Here is a 21,848-nt window from a genome sequence, read left to right as displayed (position 1 = left end):
AATGATCTAACAAAAAGGCGGCCATGGGGCCGCCTTTTTTTACGTTGATTGCGGGAGGAGATCACACTGCCCGTTTCAGCGGCGGTGTTTCCTGGTGCAGGAACCATTTCTCCGTTACCACCTTGCGAGTGAACCAGTGTGAGCGCATCAGCGCGCTGGCCAGGGGCATTTTGACCCAGTCCGGTACTTGCCAGACAGGTTCCATGTCGGTGGCCCGGGTGCCAAACCGCTCGGCGATGGCGTCGCCGTAAACCTGCAGGGACGCCGCCGAGTAGTCCGAGGCATCGCGTATGACGTCAGCGGCCATCATGGCGGACTCAATGGCAGGGCGGATGCCCTCACCGCTCTGGGTGTAGGCCAGTCCGGCGGAATCACCAATCAGCATAATGCCGTCGTCCACCAGCGGGCGTTCGGCGTGGGCGTACAGAAGGTAGGCGTGGCCTTTAAAGCGGCCGGGGAGGTCGTTCGGTATGCGTCCGGAGGCTTTCATTTCTTCAACAAAACTTTCCAGGTGGTCGGTCAGCTTCTGGTTATCCTCCCGGCCCAGTCCGATGTTCAGGTAGTTGCCCTTACGGAATACCCAGGCGTAGCCCTTGAGGTCTTTACAAAACCAGAGTTCCGGCGTGTCGCCCCGGGCCTGGCACTTCTCGGCCTGCTCGTGGGTCATTTCGAACTCGACTTCTTTGGCGGCGACGATGGTCTCATGGCTGCCGGGGCCCTCACCCAGCAAACGGGCGACCGGGCAGAAATGACCGCCGGCACCAATCAGCAGGGGCGCTTCCCAGGAGTTGTTGATCACCCAATTGCCAGACTGGCGTTCAATCGATTTGACCGGTGTGCCAAGTGCTTTCGGAGCCGCCACCCGGTCGAGCAGGTACGCATCGAATTCACACCGCCGGATGCCGTAGCTGACCACTTTGTGGTGGTCATTTTCCACCGCCGGTTGCCCCATCATGCCAATGCGGAATCGTTGGATAGGCTGCAGGGTCCGGCCCTTCCGGTAATCGTTCAGGTCGATGTCCAGGGATTCAAAGACCGCCGGGGTGACCCAGCCGGCACAGGTCTTGTCCCGGGGAAAAGTCTGTTTGTCGATGATCAGCACCCGCTTGCCGGTGTTTTTCAACCGATGGGCAAGGGTGGAGCCCGCGGGGCCCGCACCCACGATGATCAGGTCGTAGTACTCCATCAGACATCCTCCGGCGCGGCAGGCGAGCTGTAAATGTCACACCGGTTTTGCGGCAGCTGATTGTTGTCACCGTGGGTAAACACCACCTGAAACAATTGCAGGGAACCCGCCCGGAAGGCGGCGATGGAGCCGGCCAGGTACATCTGCCAGGCCCGGGTGAAATGGGCGTCGTACATGTCAGTGACCCGGGCCTGATTCTCGGTAAAGCGTTCCATCCAGTGCCTAAGCGTCTGGGCGTAATGCAACCGAAGGTTCTCCACATCCAGTACGGAGAAATCCGAGTGTTCGCAAATGGACATGAACTCGCCGATGCTCGGCGGGTAGGCGCCGGGAAAGATGCGTTTCTCGATCCAGGCGTTCATCAGCATGGGGCGGTTTCGGCCGATGCTGTGCAGCAGTGCCAGCCCCCCCGGCTTCAGGCTGCGTTTGATCAGCTCGGCCAGGGCGGGAAAGTTGTCCTTACCAACGTGTTCCAGCATGCCGATGGAGACGAAGGCATCGTATTCGCCCGCAATGTTCCGGTAATCGTCCTCGACGTAGGTCACCAGATGATCCAGTCCCTGCCGGCGCGATTCCTCGCGGGCATAAGCCAGTTGCGCCCTGGAGATGTTATAGGAGTACACCTTCACGCCATAGTGGCGGGCCATGTAACGAGCCAGACCACCCCAGCCGCAACCGGCCTCCACGACGGTCATGCCGGGTTTCAGGCGCAGTTTCCGGCATACATGTTCCAGCTTGGCCAGCTGAGCCTGTTCCAGTGTCAGGTCCGGTTTCTCGTAGTAGGCGCAGGTGTACTGCATGGCGGCCTGGTCCAGCCAAAGGCGGTAAAACTCGTTGCCCAGGTCGTAGTGGTGATGAATGTTTTCCTTGGCTTCACTGATGCCGGTGGAGCGCGGGTTGTGGTTGCGCCACACGGCATCCAGCCAGCGTGGCCACTGTTGTTTGGCCCGGTGTACCGAACGGTACAGGGCTTCCATTAATTCGGGCAAATCGCCTTCCACGTCCAGTCGGCCTGCGCTGTACAGGTCGCCAAATGCCAGGTTGGGATTGGCCACCAGGGAGTAGAGGGCTTTGGGATCTTTTAAATGGATGACGAACTGGGCCTCGGCCTTCTCGGGCTCGATCACATCGCCATTCCACAGCCGGAAGCGGATGGGCGGCGAGCCCGCCATACGCATGAGCTTGGCAACCAGCCAGCGTTCGTACGTATGGGGCTGGCGATCAGCGTTGCTCGCCTCGGTGGGCAGGGTCAGCACGTGGGTCTTGCCTGTCGATCTCGTCTGCTCGGTTTTCTGAGCGGTATTCTCGGTCATAAATCCATTTCTCCCTTCCTGATCTCAACGCCGTGCTGGCGGAGGACACTGCGTAAGGGCTTGTCCCGACTACGGGTCTGAGAATCGCCATGTCTAAGTTAAGTATAGAAAAAGGTCCAGTTTTGTCAGGTTGGAAGAGGCCAGAAAGGAATGCCGGTAGTGCAAGGGCAGGGTGCTCAAGGCCAAAAAAAACCGGGCTCCAGGAGCCCGGTTCCGGTTGGCGTCAGTAGGTCGAACTCATCCCGAACCATTCAGGGAAGATCACGATCAGTGCCAGGACCAGTATCTGTATGGCAATAAACGGAATAATGCCCCGGTAGATGTCCACCGTTCGTACTTCCGGTGGGGCCACCCCTTTCAGGTAGAACAGCGAGAACCCGAAGGGTGGGGTCAGGAAGCTGGTTTGCAGGTTCATGGCAATCAGGATGGCGAACCACAGCATGTTGATGCCCATGGCTTCGGCCACCGGTGCCAGGATTGGCACGATGATGAAGGAAATCTCCACGAAGTCGATGAAGAAACCCAGCACCAGGATGACCAGCATGGCCAGGATGATGAAGCCCCACTGCTCGCCCGGCAGCGCGTGCAGCCAGTCTTCCAGGATGTAGTCACCACCGGTGTAGCTGAACACCATGGAGAAAGCCGTCGCCCCGATCAGGATGGCGAACACCATCGCTGTGACCTTCACCGTATCCTTGGCACTGTCCCACACCATCTTGAACGAAAACTGGCGGTAGATGATCGCCAGGATGATCGCACCAACGCCGCCCAGGGCCGAAGACTCGGTCGGCGTGGCGATGCCGCTGAAGATGGAACCCAGCACCACAATGATCAGTGCCAGAGGCGGAATGATCGCCAGCAGGGCAGAGACGATTTCCTGCTTGCGGGAGCGGGTGGGGTCTTCGGGCATGGCCGGCGCGGTTTCCGGCTTGAGCCGGGTAAGGATCAGGATGTAGATGATGTACAGGCCGATCAGCACCACGCCGGGCCAGACGGCCGCCTTGAACAGGTCGCCCACGGGCAGGCCCAGCACATCCCCCAGAATGATCAGGATGATGGATGGCGGCACGATTTGCCCCAGAGTGCCGGAGGCGCAGATGGTGCCTGTGCTCAGGCGCTTGTCGTATTTGTGAGCCAGCATTACCGGCAGGGAAATCAGGCCCATGGCGACGACACTGGCGCCGACCACACCGGTGGATGCCGCCAGCAGGGCTCCTACCAGGATGGTGGAGATGGCCAGGCCACCGGGGAGCCCGCCAAATAACCGGCCCATGGAGGTCAGCAGCTGTTCAGCCAGTCGGGTACGCTGCAGCACCACGCCCATGAAAATGAACAGGGGCACGGCCATCAGTACGGTGTTCTGCATGACGCTCATGATGCGGAAGGGCATGAAGGCAAACAGATCCATGCCCTCGGCGAAGACACCAAAGAACAGGGCCACGCCGCCAAAGGTAAAGGCTACCGGGAAGCCCAGCATCAGCATGACCAGGGCCACGCCGAACATGATGATTCCGATCATGCCAGGCCTCCTGCGCTGTGCTCGACTTCGTAGCTTTTCTCACCGGACATAACCCGCAGAGCGAGGGTGATCATGCCCAGGCCGGCGGTGGCGATGAAAAAGGCAGAAAAAGGAATAACCGCTTTGATGATGAAGCGATGCGGCAGGCCACCGGGGTCGCCACTGCTTTCGCCCATCTTGTAGGAGTCCAGGGCGAACTCGTAACCGTAGGTGCCGATCAGGTAAGCAAAGGGCAGCACAAAAATGACGGCGCCGATCAGGTTGACCCAGGCCTTGGCCTTGTTACCCCATCTGGCGTAGAACACGTCCACCCGAACATGGCCGTCGGCCCGCAGGGCGTAGGGGATACCCAACAGGAAGACAACCGAATACAGGTGCCACTCCATTTCCTGCATTCCGATGGAAACCGAGTTAAACAGGTATCGGGCGACCACATCGTAAAACACGTTGGCCGTCATCAGGATCATGGCAATACAGGCAATCCACCCACAGAATGTGGATAAACGGCCGAGGCCTTCGTCGAGTTTAATTATCCACCGCATCAAAAACCCTCCGCCTCGCGGTTTGGTGCGTTTTGCTATCTGGTCGTCGTCGATCGACTCCCCATAAACAACAAAACCGGGATCACTCGGCGAGCGATCCCGGCTCCTTGATGGCCTTAATCTTACTCGACTTCAGCCATGGTGTTGAGGTATGCGCGCTCGGAAATATCCGTGTAAGCGCGGGACTTCTCCAAATATTCCTCCTGGGAGGCAACAATCCGGGAAGCCAGTTCGTCACCTTCAGCCGCTTCTTTCAGAAGCTTCTGGTTAGCCTTGTACATGGCTTCAAACACCTCTTCCGGGAACTGCTTGACCTGCAGCTCCGGATGCTCTTCTTTGATGGTGGCCCAGGCCTTGGCATTTTCATGCTGGGATTGGATCAGCATGTCGTAGGCGGCGGTACGCATGGAGATACGCAGGATCTCCTGCAGGTCAGCCGGCAGCTTTTCCCAGGTCTTCTTGTTCACCAGGAATTGCAGTTCGGTGGCAGGCTCGTGCCAGCCTGTGTAGTAGTAGTCGGCGATTTGCTGGAAGCCCAGACGCAGGTCCAGAGCCGGACCTACCCATTCAACGGCGTCGATGGTGTTACGCTCGAGCGCGGTGTACAGCTCGCCCGGGGCGATGTTGGTGGGGCTGACGCCCACTTCGGCGAAGACTTCGCCGGCAAAGCCCGGAATACGCATTTTCAGGCCCTGCAGGTCGTCAACGGAGTTGATTTCCTTGCGGAACCAGCCGCCCATCTGGATGCCGGTGTTACCACCCGGGAAGGACATCAGGTTATGGGGCTCATACACTTCCTGCATCAGCTCCATGCCATCGCCGTAGTAGAACCAGGCGTACTGCTCCTGTGCGGTCATGCCGAATGGCATGCTAGTAAAGAACAGGGTGTTGGGCACCTTGCCTTTCCAGTAGTAGGACGCCGAGTGGCCCATGTCGTACTGACCGGCCTTGACCATGTCGAAGACGCCGAACGGAGCCTTGTGCTTGTTGGAGGAATCGATGCGGATGCGCAAGCGGCCATCGGACATCTTTTCGGCCATCTCGGCCATGTTCTTGGTGGCTTCGCCGAAAATCGGGAAGTTCGGGCCCCAGGTTTCTGCCAGACGCAGAGTGAATTTTTCCTGTGCGAGGGCCTGCGTGGACGCGAACACAGTGCTCACGGCCAGCACGGCCGCGGAAAGAACAGAACGAATCTTCATTGCTCTTCTTACCTCTTCTCGTTTTATTTATAAGCCCATTCCGTTGGGAAAGAGCCAGCGCTTGTCGGGCCTTCAAGTTAGCAATTGTAGTAGGAAAACTGAATCAAAAGAGGGCGGTTTACGACCTTGGTCTTAGGCGGCTACAGGTCATCAGCGCTACCGATCTGGCGGGCAAGGCGCATGGCCTCGTGCTCTTCCAGGGCCTTGAGGTCTTCCAGCAGGGCTTTGGCCTCGGGGATTTCTGCCTTGCCGATCAAGGTGTCATACAGTTCCATAACCTGGTCATGAAAATCAAAGACTTCCCGTTCGATGTCGGAGAAGCCCAGCTCGGCGTAGTGGGTATCAATGGTCCGGTGGGATTCAATGGGCTTGTGATTCGCGTAATCGTACAGCCGGGTATGCATGGCCTTGGGGTCGGCCTGTTTCTCGAATTCAGCCACTGCCTGTTCCAGCTTGGCTTCATGGGTGCTGATGTAATCCAGCAGGGCGCGGGCTCGTTCATCCGTGGCTTTCTCGGCCGATGCCTGAAGGCTTCTTGCCAGGTGGGCATGCAGCTGGCGCGTCCAGTCAATCAGCTCCTCATAGGTTTTTATTTCCATGGTGGGCTCCTACAGCGGGTGTTGTCCGGGCAACGGGGTGACCATTGGCGATGACAGACAGTCTAGACAACAATCGGAACGACTGCGTTTGAGGCACGTCATTCCGTCAGGACGGATGCCGTCGGCTTCTCGCTTCGGCGTCGCCAGCGGCGGAAAGCTGAAAGGGCGGGTTTTTCAATGGTGTAGTGCACCAGTGCTGCCAGCGTAAGGGCCGTGGTCAACGCCAGCACCACCCCCAGCCAGCCGGGCAGTCCGGACGCGTAGCTCAGGTCCATAACGCCATAGCCGATGTTCTGGTGCAGCAGATAGAGGCTGTAGGAGAGACTGCCCAGCCAGAGCAGCGGACGGTTGGCCAGCCAGTTGGCCCACCCGAATACGGCCAGGGTAAACAGCCCGAGGCAGAGCAGGACAAAGATGTTATAGGGCGATTTGTAGGCAACCAGCCCATGGCCGATACTCATCAACAGCAGGAGCGTGTCCCAATGGCTGCCCGAACCGTGACGGTAGCGGCGGTAGATCAGCATGCCGGTGACAAACAGCGGAGCGTATTTGACGAACAGCAGGTCTTTGATCAGGAGTTCCAGTGGCTCGGGAATCTGTTTCCACCAGATTACGCCAGCGTAGCTGATGGCGACCCAGAGCGTCAGCAGGGTTCTGAGTTGATGCCAGCTGCGCAGGCCGAAGAACAACAGTGCCATCCAGCCGTAGAAGGTTACCTCGATCACCAGGCTCCAGTAGGCGCCATCTACATGTTCGGCCCCCAGGTATTCGTGCATCAGGGTGGTGTTCAGCAGTGCGGTGCCAAAGCTGACGGCCCGATCTTCAGGACCCAGCCACTGGACCGACAGGTAGGTGAGTGCAATGCCAGCCCACAGGGCCGGTAACAGTCGAAACGCGCGTGCCAGGCCAAACCAGCGAGCGTGGCTGGTCTTTTCAAGGGTCATGAAAATAACGAAGCCACTGATAATGAAAAACACGTGGACCCCGTAACGGCCAAAGCTTAGCAGCCATTCGCTGTTGTCTGATAAATTGAAGGAATGGCCGTAGAGCGTGTGGTAATAGGGCAGGTAGTGAAACAGCACCACCGCCAGTGCGGCCAGCCCCCGCAGGGCATCAAGGCTGGCAAGTCGTTGAGTGAATGCGGTCATAAATAATTCCCGGGGCCTGTGGCTATAATAGCCGGCTTTGGTGACAGGCCCTAACCTTGGCCGATGTTATTGTCCGCAGCTGTCGGCGTGGCCCGGTTTCCACGCCAATTCATACAAGGAGGTGTAGCCATGAGTATCACACTGGGCGTGATCGAGGGGTTCTACGGGCCGCTCTGGAGTTGGAAGGATCGGCGCCATCTGGTACAGGCCCTGGCACCCCATGGCTATGGGTTTTATCTGTACGCTCCCAAGGCGGATCCGTTCCTGCGCCGGCGCTGGCAGGAACCCCATCCGCCAGAAGCCCGGGCGGAGCTGAAACATTTTGCCCGGACCTGTCGGGAACAGGGCGTCCGCTTTGGCGTTGGGTTGAGCCCCTATGAGATCTTCAATCACTTCGACGATGCTGCCCGGGAGGCACTGGCCCAGAAACTGATCTGGCTGGAGCACATCGGTATCGAAGAACTCGCCATTTTGTTCGACGACATGCGCGCTGACACGCCAGACCTGGCCCAGACCCAGGCGGATATTGTTCACTGGGTGCGGGACCAGGTGTCGGTTCAGCGCCTCAGCGTGTGCCCCAGCTATTACTCGGACGACCCGGTACTGGACCGGGTATTCGGGGACCGGCCTTCGGATTACCTTCATAACTTCGGCCGCCTGTTGGACCATGACATCGATGTGTTCTGGACCGGCGAAGAAGTCTGTTCCCGGGAGATTACGCCGGGCCATCTTCGCAAGGTGGGTGACCTGCTCGGGCGCAAGCCGGTGCTGTGGGACAACTACCCGGTCAACGATGGCGATCGGATGTCCCGTCATCTGCACCTGCGTGGTTTTACCGGCCGGCCGGCGGCCAACGCGGCCTACCTTCATGGCCACGGCATCAATCCGGCCTTGCAGCCCACACTGAGCCAGATACCGGCCATCACCCTGGCGGAATCCTATCGTCTGGGGCCCGACTACCAGTACGTGCATTCCTTCCGCCACGCAGCACGGGAAGTGCTGGGCCTGGAGCTGGCAGATCAGATTCACGCCGACTTGCTGGTGCTGCAGGATGCTGGCCTGGGTCGAATCAGCGATGAGAAAAAGCGATCGCTGAAGACCCGCTACGAGGGATTCGAGCATCCGGCGGCCAGAGAGGTGGTGCGTTGGCTGAACGGTGATTACCAGGTTACCGACGAAATGGTCCAGACCCAGTAATCACATCAAACGGCGTTGGTTTGCCGGTGATTTCAAGCACCGAGGAGGCGTTGCCATGAGTCAGGTGACTGTCGAATGTGTGCAAGGGAATATTGCGGATCAGCCGGACATGGATGCCATCGTGAATGCGGCGAATGCCCAGCTCATGCCCGGTGCCGGGGTGGCGGGTGCGATTCACTCCGCTGCCGGACCGGGACTGGCGCAGGAGTGCCGCCCACTGGCGCCGATCCGGTGTGGGCAGGCGGTGATCAGTTCGGCCCATGCACTGCCCAACCGTCACGTCATCCATTGCCTGGGGCCTGTGTATGGTGTGGATGAGCCATCGGACCAATTATTGGCCTCCTGCTACCGGGAGGCGCTGATGCTGGCGGAGCAGAACAGCCTGTCCTCGGTGGCTTTCCCGGCCATTTCCACCGGCGTGTTTGGTTATCCGCTGCGGGAGGCCGCCGAGGTCACGGCGCAGGCCATCGCTGATACGCTTCCCCGCCTGAAGAGCGTCAAACAGGTTCGGCTGGTACTGTTCAGATCAGGTGATTACCGCACCTTTCGACACGCGTTTTCCCAGGCGGGACTGGTGCCTGCCGGCTAGATTCCGAATCAATCGCACTCGGTATCAGCACTGCGGTTGAATCGTGCCCGCATGGCCTTTTTTTCCCGCTCCGAATCACGGAACTCCGGCGGCAGGGGGTGGATGAGATACAGGTAGTCGCCTTTCCTGCCGTGTTCCTTCATATCTGGCTCCGTTCCATTTTCAGCACGGAACACCGGCGAAATAACGGCGACTGACACATCCGGAGCCATGGCTTCGAGCAGGCCGACGGTGCCAAGGCGGTCCTCACTGTGAAACGTGCCGGTGACATGCAGTACCTGATGCCCGGGGTGTTGCTCCCGGGCCTGACGGATTTGCATGGCCATGGTGTTGTCGCGAAGGAGCTGCGCGCGATAGGTGTTCTGCATGCGGGCACTCATCTCGCCAGAGGACTCCCCGTGGCTGTGGCCTATCGCCTCCAGGAATTTCTCACGGTAGCCCTCCGTGTCGGCGAAAGGTGTCTCCGGTAGTTGCATGCGGGCCTCTGAGGACAGGGTTTGCAGATAGTCGGCGCCTCTCCTGCCCACGCAGCGAACCACATCGGCTGGCGCGTTGGCCGCGACAACCGGGATGCTGTGTTGACGTGCGAACTCAACCAGCGGGCGATAGGACGCCCGGTAGTTTGGCCAGGCATCGGTATCTTCGATCATCTCTGTTTCGCCGGTTCCCCCCCTCAGGTAACGATCGACATCGGCCTGGTGATCCAGGTTGAACTGCTCCATGGTCAACACCTGTTCCGGCCGCTGGCTGTGCAACGCCACCTGCAGGCGGGATTGCAGCAGGTGGGCTCCCTGGTGGCCGTGGTACTCGCCAACCACGACGACGTCGGTGTCTTTCAGTTGCTGCGCCAGTTGTTCGATCGACAGCGCAGTTGCGGTAGACGCATCGAACACACTGGCATCGTAGAGCGTGTCGTGCGGGAGAGCCGGGTTTGAAGAGGTTTTCATGGTTGAGCAGCCAAGTGTGCCGAGCAGGTGAGCGATCAGAAACAGGGCGGAGAAGGATGTTTTCATACAGGCAGTATACGGCAACCCGTCAAAATGAGACTTTGGCAAGAAAAAGTTTCGTGAAATCATCCGGGTATCGGATAAGCTGATGTCATTCAGTTTGCTGGAAAGGGGCAGCGATGCAGCCGTTGAGGATTCTTGATCGACTCAAGTTTGTAATAGAACGCCAACTGGTCAAAGGCGCTGGCTTTCAACTAATGGTGGTCGCCCTGTTTATCGCCCTGATATCGCTGGTGGGCGGCTTGCTGGTCCTGCCTGTTGGAGGGGCGTTCGATAGCGTAGGCTCGGCCATCTGGTGGGCGTTCCTTCGTCTCACCGACCCGGGTTATCTGGGCGATGACGTCGGCAATTGGCAGCGGGTTGTTTCGACTCTGCTGACCATCAGCGGCTATGTGGTGTTTATGGGCACCCTGGTGGCCATTCTCACCCGCTGGTTGATCGCCAAGATGGCCGATCTGGAACGTGGCCTGACACCGGTGACACTGAAGAACCATCTGGTGGTTCTGGGAATGAGCCGCCAGAGCCTGCCGCTGGTGTCCGAGTTGCTGGCCTCCTCCGGTCGCATGAAGCGTTTTCTCGAAAAACACGAAACCCAGCGGCTTAATCTTGTGGTGCTGTCGGAAGAAGCTTCGGCAGATCAGTTGATCGAACTTCGAAACCAGCCGGGCATCGGTCGCCGTGTGCGTAGGGTGATCCTGCGCTCGGGCACAGCGATCCAGCCCGAGGCCCTGAACCGGGTGGCCTGTCTGGATGCGTCGGTGGTGATTCTGCCCAGCGCGCCCAATGATTCTGTCAGCCATCTGGTGACTTCTGACGTTGAAACGGTCAAGGCGTTATTGTCGATAGCAGCGTTGGCACGCCAGTCCCGCTCCCCCTTGCCCTTCGTGGTGGCGGAAATCCAGGATATCCGCAAACGGGCTGTGATTGAGCGGGCCTACCCGGGTGCTGCGGAAGTGGTTGCCGGTGATGCCACCATCAGCCGTTTGATGGCTCAGAACCTTCTTCACCCGGGCCTTTCCGAGGTCTACAACGAGCTCCTGACCGCTGGAAGCGGTAACGAAATATTCGTTCGAGGGGGCGAGTCGATGGCCGGCCTTACTCTGGCTGAGATTGCTGCCGCCAGGCCAAGCGCCATTGTGCTTGGTGTACTCAAGCATAACCACCACGAATGGCATGTTCAGCTTGTAGCATCCTCGGATACCCGCGTCGACACTGACGACCGTGTCATCCTGATGGCCCGGGACTATGCGGACACCGAGGCCAGTCCAGAACGCCAACGTATGGCGGCTGTCCGGCTGCAGGAACCCCGAGCGGTGACGCTGGAGCGAAGCTCTGAACCCCGACGCATCCTGGTTCTCGGGTGGAATCGACGGGTTCCCAGCCTGGTGTCAGAGCTGGCCAGTTATCCGTGTGCTGGCTTTCATTTGACCTGTGTGTCGGTGGTTCCAGCTGAGGAAAGGGAGCTGGCTATTCGGAGATACAGCGGGACACCGCCAGTGATCTGTCGGCATATCGAGGCCGATTACATGCTCGAAGGGGAGCTGCGGCAGTTGGAGCCATCGATATACGACTCTGTGATTCTGCTGAGCAGTGATCGCCTGCCTTCCGGGGAAGAGGCGGACGCCAGAGCCATGGTCGGTTATCTGCAGCTGGAAGATGTTCTTTCGGCGTCGGCGCACAGACCTCAGGTGATTTTGGAGCTCAGTGATCCCGCCAACCGACACCTTCTGGATGGCAGCCCCGCGGAAATGCTGGTGAGCCCGGTGATATTGTCCCATGTGCTGGCCCAGGTGGCGCTGCGTCGGGAGCTCAGGGTTGTTCTGGATGAACTCTATACGGCCGGAGGGGCCGAGATCCAGTTCCGGGACCCGGCCGATTACCCGTTGCCGGACAGTGTCGATTTTCACCATCTGGAGAAAATGCTGGCCGAGGGTGGGGAAATCGCTCTTGGCGTGTTTCGGGCTCGGCCCGATGAACAAGGCCGCCACCTGATTCTCAATCCGCCGAGGCAGCATTTTCTGGATCTTCAGGAGGCCGACAAACTCGTGGTCCTGTGCCTAACTGAATGATCTTTTTGAACCCTTGGTCCTTTCGAATGACTCCGCCTGTTCATTCCGTGAGCACTGCTATGCGGTGATGGTTTGCCATTCACCAAAAAAATGCTGGAAATAGATCATATAAATTTCAATTATAAAAATGAAACCACTAAAGTAGCCCCATCGCCATCGGGGTACGTAGAAACCGACCCGTTGGCAGGAGCAGCATCTGCTTCTCCAGACCTTATCGGTACATCATCTAGAAAGGATCGAAACCATGCCGTTTGCACAAGATGTAGACCACATCGCTTCCCTGGTTCAGCAGAACCCGACCTGGAACGCCATCAACCCGAAGCACGCCGCTCGTATGCGCGCCCAGAACAAGTTCAAGACTGGTCTGGACATCGCCAAGTACACCGCCAAGATCATGCGCGAAGACATGGCAGCCTACGACAAGGACACTTCCCAGTACACCCAGTCTCTGGGATGCTGGCACGGCTTCATCGGTCAGCAGAAGCTGATCTCCATCAAGAAGCATTTCGGCAGCACCAAGCGTCGTTACCTGTACCTGTCCGGTTGGATGGTAGCCGCCCTGCGTTCAGAATTCGGTCCCCTGCCTGACCAGTCCATGCACGAGAAGACTGCCGTTTCTGGCCTGATCGAAGAGCTGTACACCTTCCTGCGTCAGGCTGACGCCTGGGAACTGAACCACCTGTTCCGCGCTCTGGACGAAGCTGAGCAAGCCGGTGACGACGCCAAGGCCAAGGAAATCGAAGCTCAGATCGACAACCACGAAACCCACGTTGTGCCGATCATTGCCGACATCGACGCTGGTTTCGGTAACGCCGAAGCGACTTACCTGCTGGCCAAGCAAATGATCGAAGCCGGTGCCTGCTGCATCCAGCTGGAGAACCAGGTTTCTGACGAGAAGCAGTGTGGCCACCAGGACGGTAAAGTAACCGTTCCTCACGCTGACTTCCTGGCCAAGATCAACGCTGTTCGTCTGGCGTTCCTGGAGCTGGGTGTGGACGACGGTGTTATCGTTGCTCGTACCGACTCCCTGGGTGCTGGCCTGACCAAGCAGATCGCTGTAACCAACGAGCCGGGCGACCTGGGCGACCAGTACAACAGCTTTATCGACGGCGACGTTATTGAAAGCGCTGACGACATTGCCAACGGCGACGTTGTTATCAAGCAAAACGGCAAGCTGGTTAAGCCGAAGCGTCTGCCTTCTGGCCTGTTCCAGTTCAAGCCGGGCTCTGGTGAAGACCGTGTTGTTATGGACTGTATCGCCAGCCTGCAGAACGGCGCTGACCTGCTGTGGATCGAGACTGAGAAGCCTCACGTTGGCCAGATCGCCAGCATGGTTAACCGCATCCGTGAAGTGGTGCCCGATGCCAAGCTGGTGTACAACAACAGCCCGTCCTTCAACTGGACCCTGAACTTCCGTCAGCAGGTATTCGACGCATGGCAGGAAGAAGGCAAGGACGTATCTGCTTACGACCGCGCCAAGCTGATGAGCGAAGAGTACGACAACACCGAACTGGGCCAGCTGGCCGACGAGTGGTGTCAGAACTTCCAGCGTGACGGATCTCGCGAAGCGGGTATCTTCCACCACCTGATCACTCTGCCGACTTACCACACTGCGGCCCTGTCTACCGACAACCTGGCCAAGGGCTACTTCGGTGACGAAGGCATGCTGGCCTACGTTGCAGGCGTACAGCGTAAGGAAATCCGTCAGGGTATCGCCACCGTTAAGCACCAGGACATGGCTGGTTCCAACATCGGTGACGACCACAAAGAGTTCTTCGCTGGTGAAGCGGCTCTGAAGGCTGGTGGTAAAGACAACACCATGAACCAGTTCGGCTAATCGACGGTTCTGAGTTGTCGCTTCCGGAGTGATCCGGAGGCCCCAAAAAGCCCCATCGTTTGATGGGGCTTTTTTTGTGCTTGTAAGGGCCAGAATAGTGTGGGCGTCAACTGTGCTTCGAATTTCGGGTGCTCACTCTGGAAATCCTGGAGTTTCGGTCTCACAACGAAACAATGATCCAGCAGGACGATGCCCCAATGTGTTTCCTCATGTTTGATCCTGACAAGTGGTTTCGAGGCGGGCGCTTCGACAGGGGTGGTCCATACTGAGAAGGCAGTTTTGCTCGTCGGAAGTGCTTATAGCGAGGGCAACGCCAGTGAGGATTTCCCGGGTTTGCCCAGACTCTGTGCGAAACAACGAAAACTTACTTCGTGAGACAACGATGACTACCCAGCACATTGGAAAAGCAGTTGAGAACGTCGAAACCTACATGAGGACCAGAACCGGACCAGAGCCCGATGTTTGTGCCACGGCAGTGGTTGAGGATGGGCTCAAGTGCCGTATTCAATCGCCAGACGGCAGATTTGTTTATACCGACATGCCCGAAGAGGTCGGTGGTACTGCCACCTGTAATTCGCCGGGATGGTTGATGCGGGCTGCAATTGCCAGCTGTGATGCTACGTTGTTGGCGATGAGAGCTGCCCGATGTGGGATTGATCTGGATTCGATAGCCGTGAGAGTTGATGCCATGTCTGACGGTCGTGGAATGTTTCTGGATGAGGGGATATCTCCGGGGTCTTCTGAAATGCGAGTCAGTTTTGATATTCGAGCTAAAAATGCCCCTCGGGAAGAAATTCAGGAGCTGGTTGACTGGGTGATTGCTCATGCCCCTGTCGGCAAGGATATTTCGCAAGCAGTGGATATATCCTATTCGCTCAAGACTGAATGAGTCCGTTGTCTGGCATAAACAGCGGCAAAATGTGGTTGCATTCCCTGTCGCTGATATCAACAGCTGCGCTATTGCTAGCAATGGATTTTCGTTGGTGTAGGATTGGTCGCTGTCGTCGCTGGCCCATTCCATTTTGAATCCATCTAACATAGGTTTGGCCAGTCAGATGTCGTTTTCGGCCATACCTATCATCTGACCCTCAGATCTCCAAGCAGTGTTAACATGCCGCTCACGCTGCCTGGCTTTATTTGTCATGATCGTCCCGGTGCTCTCGGGCCCATGCTGGCCTGGAAAGGGTCGGTCGTTCCCCATATCCTGCCTCATGTACTGTTGGCTGGCCTGTTTGCCGCAGCCGTACAGCGTAAGGAAATCCGTCAGGGTATCGCCACCGTTAAGCACCGGGACATGGCTGGTTCCAACATCGGTGACGACCACAAAGAGTTCTTCGCTGGTGAAGCGGCTCTGAAGGCTGGTGGTAAAGACAACACCATGAACCAGTTCGGCTAATCGACGGTTCTGGGTTGTCGCTTCCGGAGTGATCGGGAAGCCCCCGAAAAGCCCCATCGTTTGATGGGGCTTTTTTTGTGTCTGGGAGGTTGAGGGCTGCGTCAGAGACCGGTGCGCGTAAAAATTTGTGAGACGTCACAGGGCCCTTGGAGCGCAAAACACTACAAAACTCTCGAATTTTGTGCCCTGGTTCTCCCGTCATATGTCCCGTTTTGTGGAAGATGTAGGCATGCAGGCGAGAGGGAGTAGGGCTTAGATGTTTATCGCTTAACGAAAACTTCCGATCTGTTTAAACACCACTCTGGGCCTTATTAGTGTGGGTATTCATCTGATTTATTGACTGAACTTGGAGTAACCATGGAAGAAAAATACACATTGCCACAAGAGCGTTCCGTTCCAGTGAGTTTTCATTTCTTTTCCCTGCTGGGGACCCTACTTCTGGGCTTTGGCATGTTTGCGTTTTTTATGCCTGTTAAAGACATTCAGCCGGTATTTGGTGGTTATGCTGAAATGGCTGATCAGTATGCTCTTCACCTGATCCTGTCAGGGAGCGCGTTTTATGTGCTCAACGCCATTCTGATCGCGAAGCGCACGATGAAGGCGAAGAGGCAGCGGTGATCGGATAACTCCTTCTATACTACCCCTTCATGATTGATGGCCCGGACCTATGAAAACCCTTCTCGGCAGGCAATCCCAGAAATCGGAACAGGCACTGAGGGCGATTGCCCACATGCCGACCAAGAGTTTGCCTGTGTTGATGGATAGTGACTTTGCGCGAACGCTTACCGATGCGGACTTCATGCGGATCGCTGTGATGCTTGCGCAAAAGAGTTATGACGAAGGAGGTTGCCCGATTGGCGCAGTCATCGTTGATAAGGATACCAACCAGATTCTGGGTAAGGGGCACAATACCCTTGTCCAGGAAGGGCACCCGTACAATCATGGGGAAACCTCTGCTATTCGGGATGCGGGACGCATCGATTTCAGCAACACCACGATATTCAGTACGTTGAGCCCCTGTGATGTGTGCGCGACACTCATTCATATGCGCGGATTCCATCGGGCTGTGGTCGGCGATGTGACGAATGCTTCTGGCACGGAAGCGCTGCTACGGGAAAAAGGCGTTCAGGTGGATATTCTGGAAGATCAGGCTGGCATCGATCTTTACGCGCGCTTTCGCGCCGAAAAGCCGGAGCAGGATCTGGAGGACTGGCGCGGTTTGAGCGCTCTGAAAAACCGGTAGTGCGGAGTGGTTACCTGTAACCGGGCCGCTTACAGGCCCGGTTTGTGGTTAACCTTGGGGCGAACCGGAAGGACTTCCAGAAGCCCGGCAATCAACACAATCACGCCGCCAATCACTTCGGCCGGATGCAGGGTTTCTCCCGCCAGAACGGCTGCGGACAATGCACCAAAAAGCACCTCTGACATCAACAGGATGCACACTCGAGCCGGCTCCAGCCGGGCCGTTGCCCACATCAATGCCACCAGATTAAGACCCCACCAGAGCCCCCCTGTGACCAGTGCCAGCCCGGCAATAGCTGGAGCCTCGGTGCTGGTTAGGGTTGGAACCGGCTCCAGTATCGGGGCCAGAACCAGCGCTGTTATGGCCGCACCCACGGCAAAGATAAAGGTCGCGGGCATGGCCTCAATGTTGGATTTCACGCGAATGCCGGTGGTCGAGAATGACCACAGGATGCCGGCGATCAGCGCCATCCACTCACCAATACCCTGGGGTAAGGGTAGTCCTCCGTCAGCCCCGAGCATTATCAACAGACCCATCAGGCCCAACACGATGGCAACAATCCGTAGCCGGGGTGTTGGCCAGCCCATTACATAGCGGCCGATCAGTGTGCTCCAGACCGGACTCAGGAACCAGAGCAGGATAATGATTGCGACCCGCCCATACATGAAGCCCACGGAGTAGAGGGCAAAGGCGGCTCCCCCCGCAGCAATGGAGACAAGGGCGATGGGATGAGTTTGCCTCAGCTGACGACGGTGCCGAATCGCAATGGGTAACAGCAGTAGAACGGTTGCCACCGTAATGGCGGCGGTGCCCCAGGCACCGGTCAGCCCCATGTCACCGAGGGCTCGAACCGGTAACCAGTAGATACCCCAGAGTACGCCGGTAAACAGGACGATGGCGGAGGCAAGTAGGGTGTGGTGATCATCGTTCATAAGACAGGCCTCGCAATTCAGGGGAGCCAGACGGTGGTCTTCCACAGGCCGCAGGCCGGCTAACGATGACAGCTCGGACGGTGTCCCGGAGAGGAAAACCTTTTCTAACGCGTGAGCACGCGAGCGGCGTTATTTTGCTTATCTTTTTAGTCTATGCAATTCATTTGATCTACCCCGAGGGGTTAGCTAATCTAACTTCTAATGAGTCAGCCGCTACCCTCCCTCAACGCGCTCCGCGCCTTTGAAACCACCTGTCGCCACTTGAGTTTTGCTCAAGCGGCCGAGGAACTCCATGTGACCCCGGCTGCTGTGAAGCAGCTCGTCCGGAAGCTGGAAGAGCACCTGGGTATTGCACTGGTGGAACGTAGTGGCCGTGGACTGAAGGTAACACCGGCAGGTCGGGCAGGGCTGGAGGCTCTGGCCGCTGGCTTCCAGCAGATTGAGGATGCGGTTGGTCAGATTCGTGGATACAGGCAGCCCCGGCGACTGATTATTTCGGCCGAACCCTCTTTTGCCACTGCCTGGCTGGTGCCCCGGCTTGAACGTTTTCGGGCGCTGCACGCCGATGTGGATGTGCTGATTGACTCGTCGTTGCGCCTCGCGGACCTGGAGGCGGGCGTGGCTGATGTGGCGATACGTTTCGGAGCGGCGCCGCAGAAGGGCATGGTGGCCCATCGGCTATTTGACGAAACACTCTGCGCGTTTTGTAGCCCGTCATTGACCAGGGGGCCGGATGGCTTGAAACAGTTAACAGACCTGTCCCGTGCCACATTGATTCACTGGGATACCTCGGCCCTGACCTGGGCGACGGCGACCCGGGACTGCGTCAGTTGGCAGTCCTGGCTCAGCCAACTGGGTGTTGAACGTATTGATGCGCGCCGGGGAATCAGTTTCAGCGACTATAACCTGGCCGTCCAGGCCGCCATCGCGGGGCAGGGAGTGGTGCTTGGCAGCCTGCCGATTATGCGAGACCTGGTGTCTGCAGGTCTTCTGGTTCGGCCCTTTACGGACGTGGTGGAAACGAGTATCGGCTACGATATCATCGCCTCGGAGAGAGCCGCCCGAACAATGCTTGTTCAAAGTTTCATTGCCTGGATCAAGGCAGAAACCGCCAGGTGAGTGTGGCCTGCGATCCGAAGGTCCCATTAGCGTGCAGGAGAGATGATGGTAACGACCGAAGAACTCAGGGAATTTTTCCGTAACGAGTTTCCTCAGGCGGACTTTGTGATCGAGTCTGTGGGCAACAAATCGGCCACGGTCCGCAAGCAGATTAACTTCGATCATCTCCGGCCCGGCGGCACTGTGTCCGGTCCGGTTCTGATGGCCATGGCGGATGTGGCCCTGTACGTGGCGATTCTGGGCGAGATAGGCCTGGTGGCACTGGCGGTGACCACAAACCTGAATGTCAATTTCCTCCGTAGGCCGGCCGCAGATCGTGACATTATTGCGGAATGCCGGTTGATCAAGGTGGGGAAGGCGCTCGCCGTCGGCGATGTGCTGATCTATTCCGACGGCTTGAGTGAGCCCGTTGCTCAGGCGACGGGCACCTATTCCATACCGCCGAACCGCCCTGGCTAGGGCTCTTTTACCCTTCTGGAGAGCTTTCAGTCACGGGTCCCGAGCCACGCCTCGGAGGCGTTCCTGAATTGTTCGATGCGCTCCCTCGAGATCGGGTGGCTCGACAGCATCACCTCGAGCAGGAAGGTGCTCTCATCGGTTTCTTCTTCGGTGAGATCCTCTTCCGTCAGACGGGCCATGATGTTGGCGAACAGCATCGGATCCAGGTCGTGACTGAGCAGGGTTTCCAGCGCATAGTCATCGGCCTGCTGCTCCATGTCCCTTGAATACGACAGACTCATCAGGAAGGCGGGAAGCGCCAGGGTGGGGTCGGAGAACGCTGACAGGTCTCCGGTCATCATCACCATCAGCCAGAACAACAGCGATGACTGCACCATCCCCTGCATGCCATGGCGATGCTCGATATGGCCGATCTCATGGGCCACTATGGCCACCAGCTCGTCGTCCTGTTCAGCCAGGGCGATCAGGTCGTCGGTAAACACCAGCGTGCCATCGGGCAGCGCGAGGGCATTGGCACCAAGCAATGGCGCATCACGGAATTCAACGGCAAGCTCCTGACCTCCTGCCGTGCCCAGATACGGCGCGAAGTGCTGGAGCAGGGCCTGTTTGCGCGGTTGTGACAGGGTCGAGGGTTCGAACCAGGTGTCGTCCAGCGACTGCAGCGCGGTTTCGCCGACTGTTTGTGCCACCTTGTCTGGCAGACTGTAGGCGATGGTTTTGGAGGCCAGAGGGACGCCGTAGGTGAGCGTCAGGCCGGCGACAGCGACGGTCACCACTGCCGCAATCAGAATCAGTCCGAGGTTGCGTTCAAGGCGGTGCACCAGTCGCGAAAAAACGCTGCCGGAGGATTGCCGGCTAAGCTGGTCGACACCGTCGTTGTCGGTGGTTTCGAAAACACCATCGTCCGGGAGGTGAAGGTAGCGTGGCGTGTTACCCACTCTTGGGGAGATGGTCAGGTCCTGCCAGGTAAGAATCCGCTGTTCAATGTCGGTTTTCAGCTCTACCACTCCGTCGCCAGAGCACAGGACTGCGCTCTGGCGACGGGAGTTCTGGCCGGTGTAGTACTGGCCCTCAATCGCCAGCTCAGACAGCGGAGAAGGCGACATCAAAGGCGTCTCCCAGTTCCTGGCCTACGGCGCTGGTCCGGTTCTGTTCAGCGGCGTTGAAGTGATCGAGGTCGCCGGCAATCCACATCGCTGAACAGTTGGCGCGGTAGCGTGCCATCCGGACCTTCGCCCAGGGCGTGAACAGGCCCAGCGTCAGCACGATCAGGATAACGTTGCTGGCATAGATCCAGACCATCTTGCCCGGACTCAACTCAGATTCGAACTGATGGTCGGCCAGAGTGGTGGAACCCAGGAAAAGATTGGTCACACCGGCCATGAAATAGCCAATCAGAGCGATGTAGCCTGCGACGGCAACCAGCGTTGCCAGGATTTCCTGACCAACCTGCATCAGTCCGAATGCTGCAGCAGCAAAACCGAGAACCATCAGCAGGGCCATGCCGAAGAACCGGTAATAGGCCTTGGTGGTGGCCTGGAGTTCAAAGGCGGTTGTGCCATAACGGCTGTTATCGGCGATGAACTGGTGAGTCTTCTTCAGCACCAGCGGGGTCAGCAGAAGCAGGCAGACCAGATTCAGCAGCGGCCACACGAAAGTGACCATGAACGCCTGGCCATAGCTACCCACAAAATCGAAACGAATGTTCCGGTAGGCGCTGTTGATGGCATTGAAACGCAGGGAGCGAATCATGATCCAGGGCGTTGCGACCAGGAATACCGCAACGAACAGGATGGCTGCTTCCGGAACGAGGTTAGTGATGGCCACATAGGCAATCAGGACTGCCAGGGCAATCAGGCGTCCCTTCAAAATGGTGATCGGGCTGGCCAGGTACTGAAAGCTCGCACCATCCAACTGGGTGTTGCCATAAAAGTACTGATTGTTGCGAACGGTGGCCCAGGCGGAATAAATACCGAGGGTGAGGATGGTCAGCAGTATGTTGACGATCCAGATGCCGAAGTATTCGCCACCCTTACCGGTGAACTCCAGGCCCGCACGGCGACGGTCATCGTCTCCCGGTTGTTCCCGACCTGCATTGGGGGTGGCCGGAGGTGGAGTATCTGCGGTTGCTGGGGCGTTGGCTTCAGAATCGACCACCGGCTTGGCTGCCGCTCTCGGTTGGGCTGAAATCCGGACGTTGGCGCCTGCGCGGGTCAGCTTCTGGTAATAGATCTCAGCGTCCTGATGGTTTAGGTCAGACTTGATGACCGGTGTGGCGGTGGGCAGAAACAGGCGTTCAATGCGAGCCTCGGTGGCTCTGAACAGCTCCTGCAGGTTGGCTTTAACCTGGTTTTCCTCAAAGCCGTCCAGAATCTGGCCGGAAAACAGGATCTGGTAGCGATCAACGGACATGTCGGTTCCTTTCGGTGGTGCTGTGGATGGACCGAAATTAACAGACTTTTCCGATGGTTAAGTGTCAAATTGTGCAATTTTA

At 57.8% G+C, this 21,848-nt stretch carries 20 protein-coding genes and 1 pseudogene; 10 read left to right on the top strand and 11 right to left on the bottom strand.

All coding sequences use genetic code 11. The annotated features are described in order from the left end of the window. Window positions 1–61: 61 nt before the first annotated feature. The 7 genes from QVZ43_RS04855 to QVZ43_RS04825 form a co-directional block, all read right to left on the bottom strand. Window positions 62–1,186, bottom strand: coding sequence for an NAD(P)/FAD-dependent oxidoreductase (locus QVZ43_RS04855; RefSeq protein ID WP_302909078.1), 1,125 nt, complete (start codon window positions 1,184–1,186; stop codon window positions 62–64). Then, window positions 1,186–2,499 carry an SAM-dependent methyltransferase gene (locus QVZ43_RS04850; protein ID WP_302909077.1) on the bottom strand — a complete coding sequence of 438 codons (1,314 nt, stop codon included), beginning with the start codon at window positions 2,497–2,499 and terminating at the stop codon, window positions 1,186–1,188. The genes QVZ43_RS04855 and QVZ43_RS04850 overlap by 1 nt, the downstream gene beginning before the upstream one ends. 223 nt (window positions 2,500–2,722) lie before the next feature. After that, the gene (locus QVZ43_RS04845) at window positions 2,723–4,018 is read right to left on the bottom strand and encodes a TRAP transporter large permease (protein WP_302909076.1); all 1,296 of its coding nucleotides are present in this window, start codon (window positions 4,016–4,018) and stop codon (window positions 2,723–2,725) included. Continuing rightward, complete coding sequence (locus tag QVZ43_RS04840; RefSeq protein ID WP_302909075.1) at window positions 4,015–4,560, bottom strand: TRAP transporter small permease subunit; 546 nt, start codon at window positions 4,558–4,560, stop codon at window positions 4,015–4,017. The genes QVZ43_RS04845 and QVZ43_RS04840 overlap by 4 nt, the downstream gene beginning before the upstream one ends. Window positions 4,561–4,682: 122 nt before the next feature. Continuing rightward, on the bottom strand, window positions 4,683–5,759 hold the full coding sequence (locus QVZ43_RS04835) for a TRAP transporter substrate-binding protein (protein WP_302909074.1): 1,077 nt from the start codon (window positions 5,757–5,759) through the stop codon (window positions 4,683–4,685). A 140-nt stretch (window positions 5,760–5,899) separates the two neighbouring features. Continuing rightward, window positions 5,900–6,358, bottom strand: a complete 459-nt coding sequence (locus QVZ43_RS04830) for an ATPase (protein WP_302909073.1) — start codon at window positions 6,356–6,358, stop codon at window positions 5,900–5,902. 98 nt (window positions 6,359–6,456) lie between these two features. Next, the gene (locus QVZ43_RS04825; RefSeq protein WP_302909072.1) at window positions 6,457–7,506 is read right to left on the bottom strand and encodes an acyltransferase family protein; all 1,050 of its coding nucleotides are present in this window, start codon (window positions 7,504–7,506) and stop codon (window positions 6,457–6,459) included. A 129-nt stretch (window positions 7,507–7,635) separates the two neighbouring features. On the opposite strand from QVZ43_RS04825, the gene QVZ43_RS04820 reads away from it, so the two are divergent. Then, complete coding sequence (locus QVZ43_RS04820) at window positions 7,636–8,703, top strand: beta-N-acetylglucosaminidase domain-containing protein (RefSeq protein ID WP_302909071.1); 1,068 nt, start codon at window positions 7,636–7,638, stop codon at window positions 8,701–8,703. Window positions 8,704–8,758: 55 nt separating this feature from the next. Then, window positions 8,759–9,292: a macro domain-containing protein gene (locus QVZ43_RS04815; RefSeq protein ID WP_302909070.1), complete on the top strand. Its 534-nt coding sequence runs from the start codon at window positions 8,759–8,761 to the stop codon at window positions 9,290–9,292. An 8-nt stretch (window positions 9,293–9,300) separates the two neighbouring features. On the opposite strand, the gene QVZ43_RS04810 is transcribed toward QVZ43_RS04815, so the two are convergent. Next, a complete protein-coding gene (locus tag QVZ43_RS04810; RefSeq protein WP_302909069.1) occupies window positions 9,301–10,305 on the bottom strand; it encodes a ChaN family lipoprotein in 1,005 nt (334 codons plus the stop codon). 113 nt (window positions 10,306–10,418) lie between these two features. On the opposite strand from QVZ43_RS04810, the gene QVZ43_RS04805 reads away from it, so the two are divergent. The 6 genes and pseudogenes from QVZ43_RS04805 (at window position 10,419) to QVZ43_RS04780 (ending at window position 16,844) form a co-directional block, all read left to right on the top strand. Further along, a complete protein-coding gene (locus tag QVZ43_RS04805; RefSeq protein ID WP_302909068.1) occupies window positions 10,419–12,368 on the top strand; it encodes a CASTOR/POLLUX-related putative ion channel in 1,950 nt (649 codons plus the stop codon). 244 nt (window positions 12,369–12,612) lie between these two features. Next, a complete protein-coding gene (locus tag QVZ43_RS04800) occupies window positions 12,613–14,205 on the top strand; it encodes an isocitrate lyase (protein WP_223794678.1) in 1,593 nt (530 codons plus the stop codon). 382 nt (window positions 14,206–14,587) lie between these two features. Then, window positions 14,588–15,094, top strand: a complete 507-nt coding sequence (locus QVZ43_RS04795) for an OsmC family protein (RefSeq protein ID WP_302909067.1) — start codon at window positions 14,588–14,590, stop codon at window positions 15,092–15,094. 342 nt (window positions 15,095–15,436) lie between these two features. Continuing rightward, a pseudogene (locus QVZ43_RS04790) lies at window positions 15,437–15,601 on the top strand (isocitrate lyase); the annotation flags it as partial. Window positions 15,602–15,958: 357 nt separating this feature from the next. After that, a complete protein-coding gene (locus tag QVZ43_RS04785) occupies window positions 15,959–16,219 on the top strand; it encodes a hypothetical protein (RefSeq protein ID WP_302909066.1) in 261 nt (86 codons plus the stop codon). Between the two features lie 49 nt (window positions 16,220–16,268). After that, window positions 16,269–16,844 carry a nucleoside deaminase gene (locus tag QVZ43_RS04780; protein ID WP_302909065.1) on the top strand — a complete coding sequence of 192 codons (576 nt, stop codon included), beginning with the start codon at window positions 16,269–16,271 and terminating at the stop codon, window positions 16,842–16,844. Window positions 16,845–16,873: 29 nt separating this feature from the next. Here the strand turns inward: QVZ43_RS04780 and QVZ43_RS04775 are convergent, their stop codons facing one another. Next, window positions 16,874–17,776, bottom strand: coding sequence for a DMT family transporter (locus tag QVZ43_RS04775; RefSeq protein WP_302909064.1), 903 nt, complete (start codon window positions 17,774–17,776; stop codon window positions 16,874–16,876). Window positions 17,777–17,977: 201 nt separating this feature from the next. Here QVZ43_RS04775 and QVZ43_RS04770 point away from each other — a divergent pair, with 201 nt between their 5' ends. Both QVZ43_RS04770 and QVZ43_RS04765 read left to right on the top strand, forming a co-directional pair. Then, on the top strand, window positions 17,978–18,895 hold the full coding sequence (locus tag QVZ43_RS04770) for a LysR substrate-binding domain-containing protein (protein WP_302909063.1): 918 nt from the start codon (window positions 17,978–17,980) through the stop codon (window positions 18,893–18,895). Between the two features lie 42 nt (window positions 18,896–18,937). Continuing rightward, window positions 18,938–19,354, top strand: coding sequence for a PaaI family thioesterase (locus tag QVZ43_RS04765; protein ID WP_302909062.1), 417 nt, complete (start codon window positions 18,938–18,940; stop codon window positions 19,352–19,354). Between the two features lie 26 nt (window positions 19,355–19,380). Here the strand turns inward: QVZ43_RS04765 and QVZ43_RS04760 are convergent, their stop codons facing one another. Together QVZ43_RS04760 and QVZ43_RS04755 are read right to left on the bottom strand one after the other, a co-directional pair. Then, on the bottom strand, window positions 19,381–20,460 hold the full coding sequence (locus QVZ43_RS04760; RefSeq protein ID WP_302909061.1) for a M48 family metallopeptidase: 1,080 nt from the start codon (window positions 20,458–20,460) through the stop codon (window positions 19,381–19,383). Further along, complete coding sequence (locus QVZ43_RS04755) at window positions 20,438–21,766, bottom strand: YjgN family protein (RefSeq protein WP_302909060.1); 1,329 nt, start codon at window positions 21,764–21,766, stop codon at window positions 20,438–20,440. The genes QVZ43_RS04760 and QVZ43_RS04755 overlap by 23 nt, the downstream gene beginning before the upstream one ends. Window positions 21,767–21,848 lie beyond the last annotated feature (82 nt).

This window comes from Marinobacter suaedae (assembly GCF_030519635.1).
Lineage (GTDB): Bacteria > Pseudomonadota > Gammaproteobacteria > Pseudomonadales > Oleiphilaceae > Marinobacter > Marinobacter suaedae.
The sequence above is the reverse complement of the archived record's forward strand: the minus strand, read 5'-3'. Positions and strand labels throughout refer to the sequence as shown.

What these genes read in the sequence shown, in the direction of transcription:
- QVZ43_RS04760 (WP_302909061.1), bottom strand. Translation starts at nt 20,460, where the DNA reads ATGTCGCCTTCTCCGCTGTCTGAGCTGGCGATTGAGGGCCAGTACTAC.
- QVZ43_RS04855 (WP_302909078.1), bottom strand. Translation starts at nt 1,186, where the DNA reads ATGGAGTACTACGACCTGATCATCGTGGGTGCGGGCCCCGCGGGCTCC.
- QVZ43_RS04815 (WP_302909070.1), top strand. Translation starts at nt 8,759, where the DNA reads ATGAGTCAGGTGACTGTCGAATGTGTGCAAGGGAATATTGCGGATCAG.
- QVZ43_RS04775 (WP_302909064.1), bottom strand. Translation starts at nt 17,776, where the DNA reads ATGAACGATGATCACCACACCCTACTTGCCTCCGCCATCGTCCTGTTT.
- QVZ43_RS04835 (WP_302909074.1), bottom strand. Translation starts at nt 5,759, where the DNA reads ATGAAGATTCGTTCTGTTCTTTCCGCGGCCGTGCTGGCCGTGAGCACT.
- QVZ43_RS04825 (WP_302909072.1), bottom strand. Translation starts at nt 7,506, where the DNA reads ATGACCGCATTCACTCAACGACTTGCCAGCCTTGATGCCCTGCGGGGG.
- QVZ43_RS04850 (WP_302909077.1), bottom strand. Translation starts at nt 2,499, where the DNA reads ATGACCGAGAATACCGCTCAGAAAACCGAGCAGACGAGATCGACAGGC.
- QVZ43_RS04800 (WP_223794678.1), top strand. Translation starts at nt 12,613, where the DNA reads ATGCCGTTTGCACAAGATGTAGACCACATCGCTTCCCTGGTTCAGCAG.
- QVZ43_RS04805 (WP_302909068.1), top strand. Translation starts at nt 10,419, where the DNA reads ATGCAGCCGTTGAGGATTCTTGATCGACTCAAGTTTGTAATAGAACGC.
- QVZ43_RS04785 (WP_302909066.1), top strand. Translation starts at nt 15,959, where the DNA reads ATGGAAGAAAAATACACATTGCCACAAGAGCGTTCCGTTCCAGTGAGT.
- QVZ43_RS04770 (WP_302909063.1), top strand. Translation starts at nt 17,978, where the DNA reads ATGAGTCAGCCGCTACCCTCCCTCAACGCGCTCCGCGCCTTTGAAACC.
- QVZ43_RS04840 (WP_302909075.1), bottom strand. Translation starts at nt 4,560, where the DNA reads ATGCGGTGGATAATTAAACTCGACGAAGGCCTCGGCCGTTTATCCACA.
- QVZ43_RS04830 (WP_302909073.1), bottom strand. Translation starts at nt 6,358, where the DNA reads ATGGAAATAAAAACCTATGAGGAGCTGATTGACTGGACGCGCCAGCTG.
- QVZ43_RS04780 (WP_302909065.1), top strand. Translation starts at nt 16,269, where the DNA reads ATGAAAACCCTTCTCGGCAGGCAATCCCAGAAATCGGAACAGGCACTG.
- QVZ43_RS04765 (WP_302909062.1), top strand. Translation starts at nt 18,938, where the DNA reads ATGATGGTAACGACCGAAGAACTCAGGGAATTTTTCCGTAACGAGTTT.
- QVZ43_RS04795 (WP_302909067.1), top strand. Translation starts at nt 14,588, where the DNA reads ATGACTACCCAGCACATTGGAAAAGCAGTTGAGAACGTCGAAACCTAC.
- QVZ43_RS04755 (WP_302909060.1), bottom strand. Translation starts at nt 21,766, where the DNA reads ATGTCCGTTGATCGCTACCAGATCCTGTTTTCCGGCCAGATTCTGGAC.
- QVZ43_RS04845 (WP_302909076.1), bottom strand. Translation starts at nt 4,018, where the DNA reads ATGATCGGAATCATCATGTTCGGCGTGGCCCTGGTCATGCTGATGCTG.
- QVZ43_RS04810 (WP_302909069.1), bottom strand. Translation starts at nt 10,305, where the DNA reads ATGAAAACATCCTTCTCCGCCCTGTTTCTGATCGCTCACCTGCTCGGC.
- QVZ43_RS04820 (WP_302909071.1), top strand. Translation starts at nt 7,636, where the DNA reads ATGAGTATCACACTGGGCGTGATCGAGGGGTTCTACGGGCCGCTCTGG.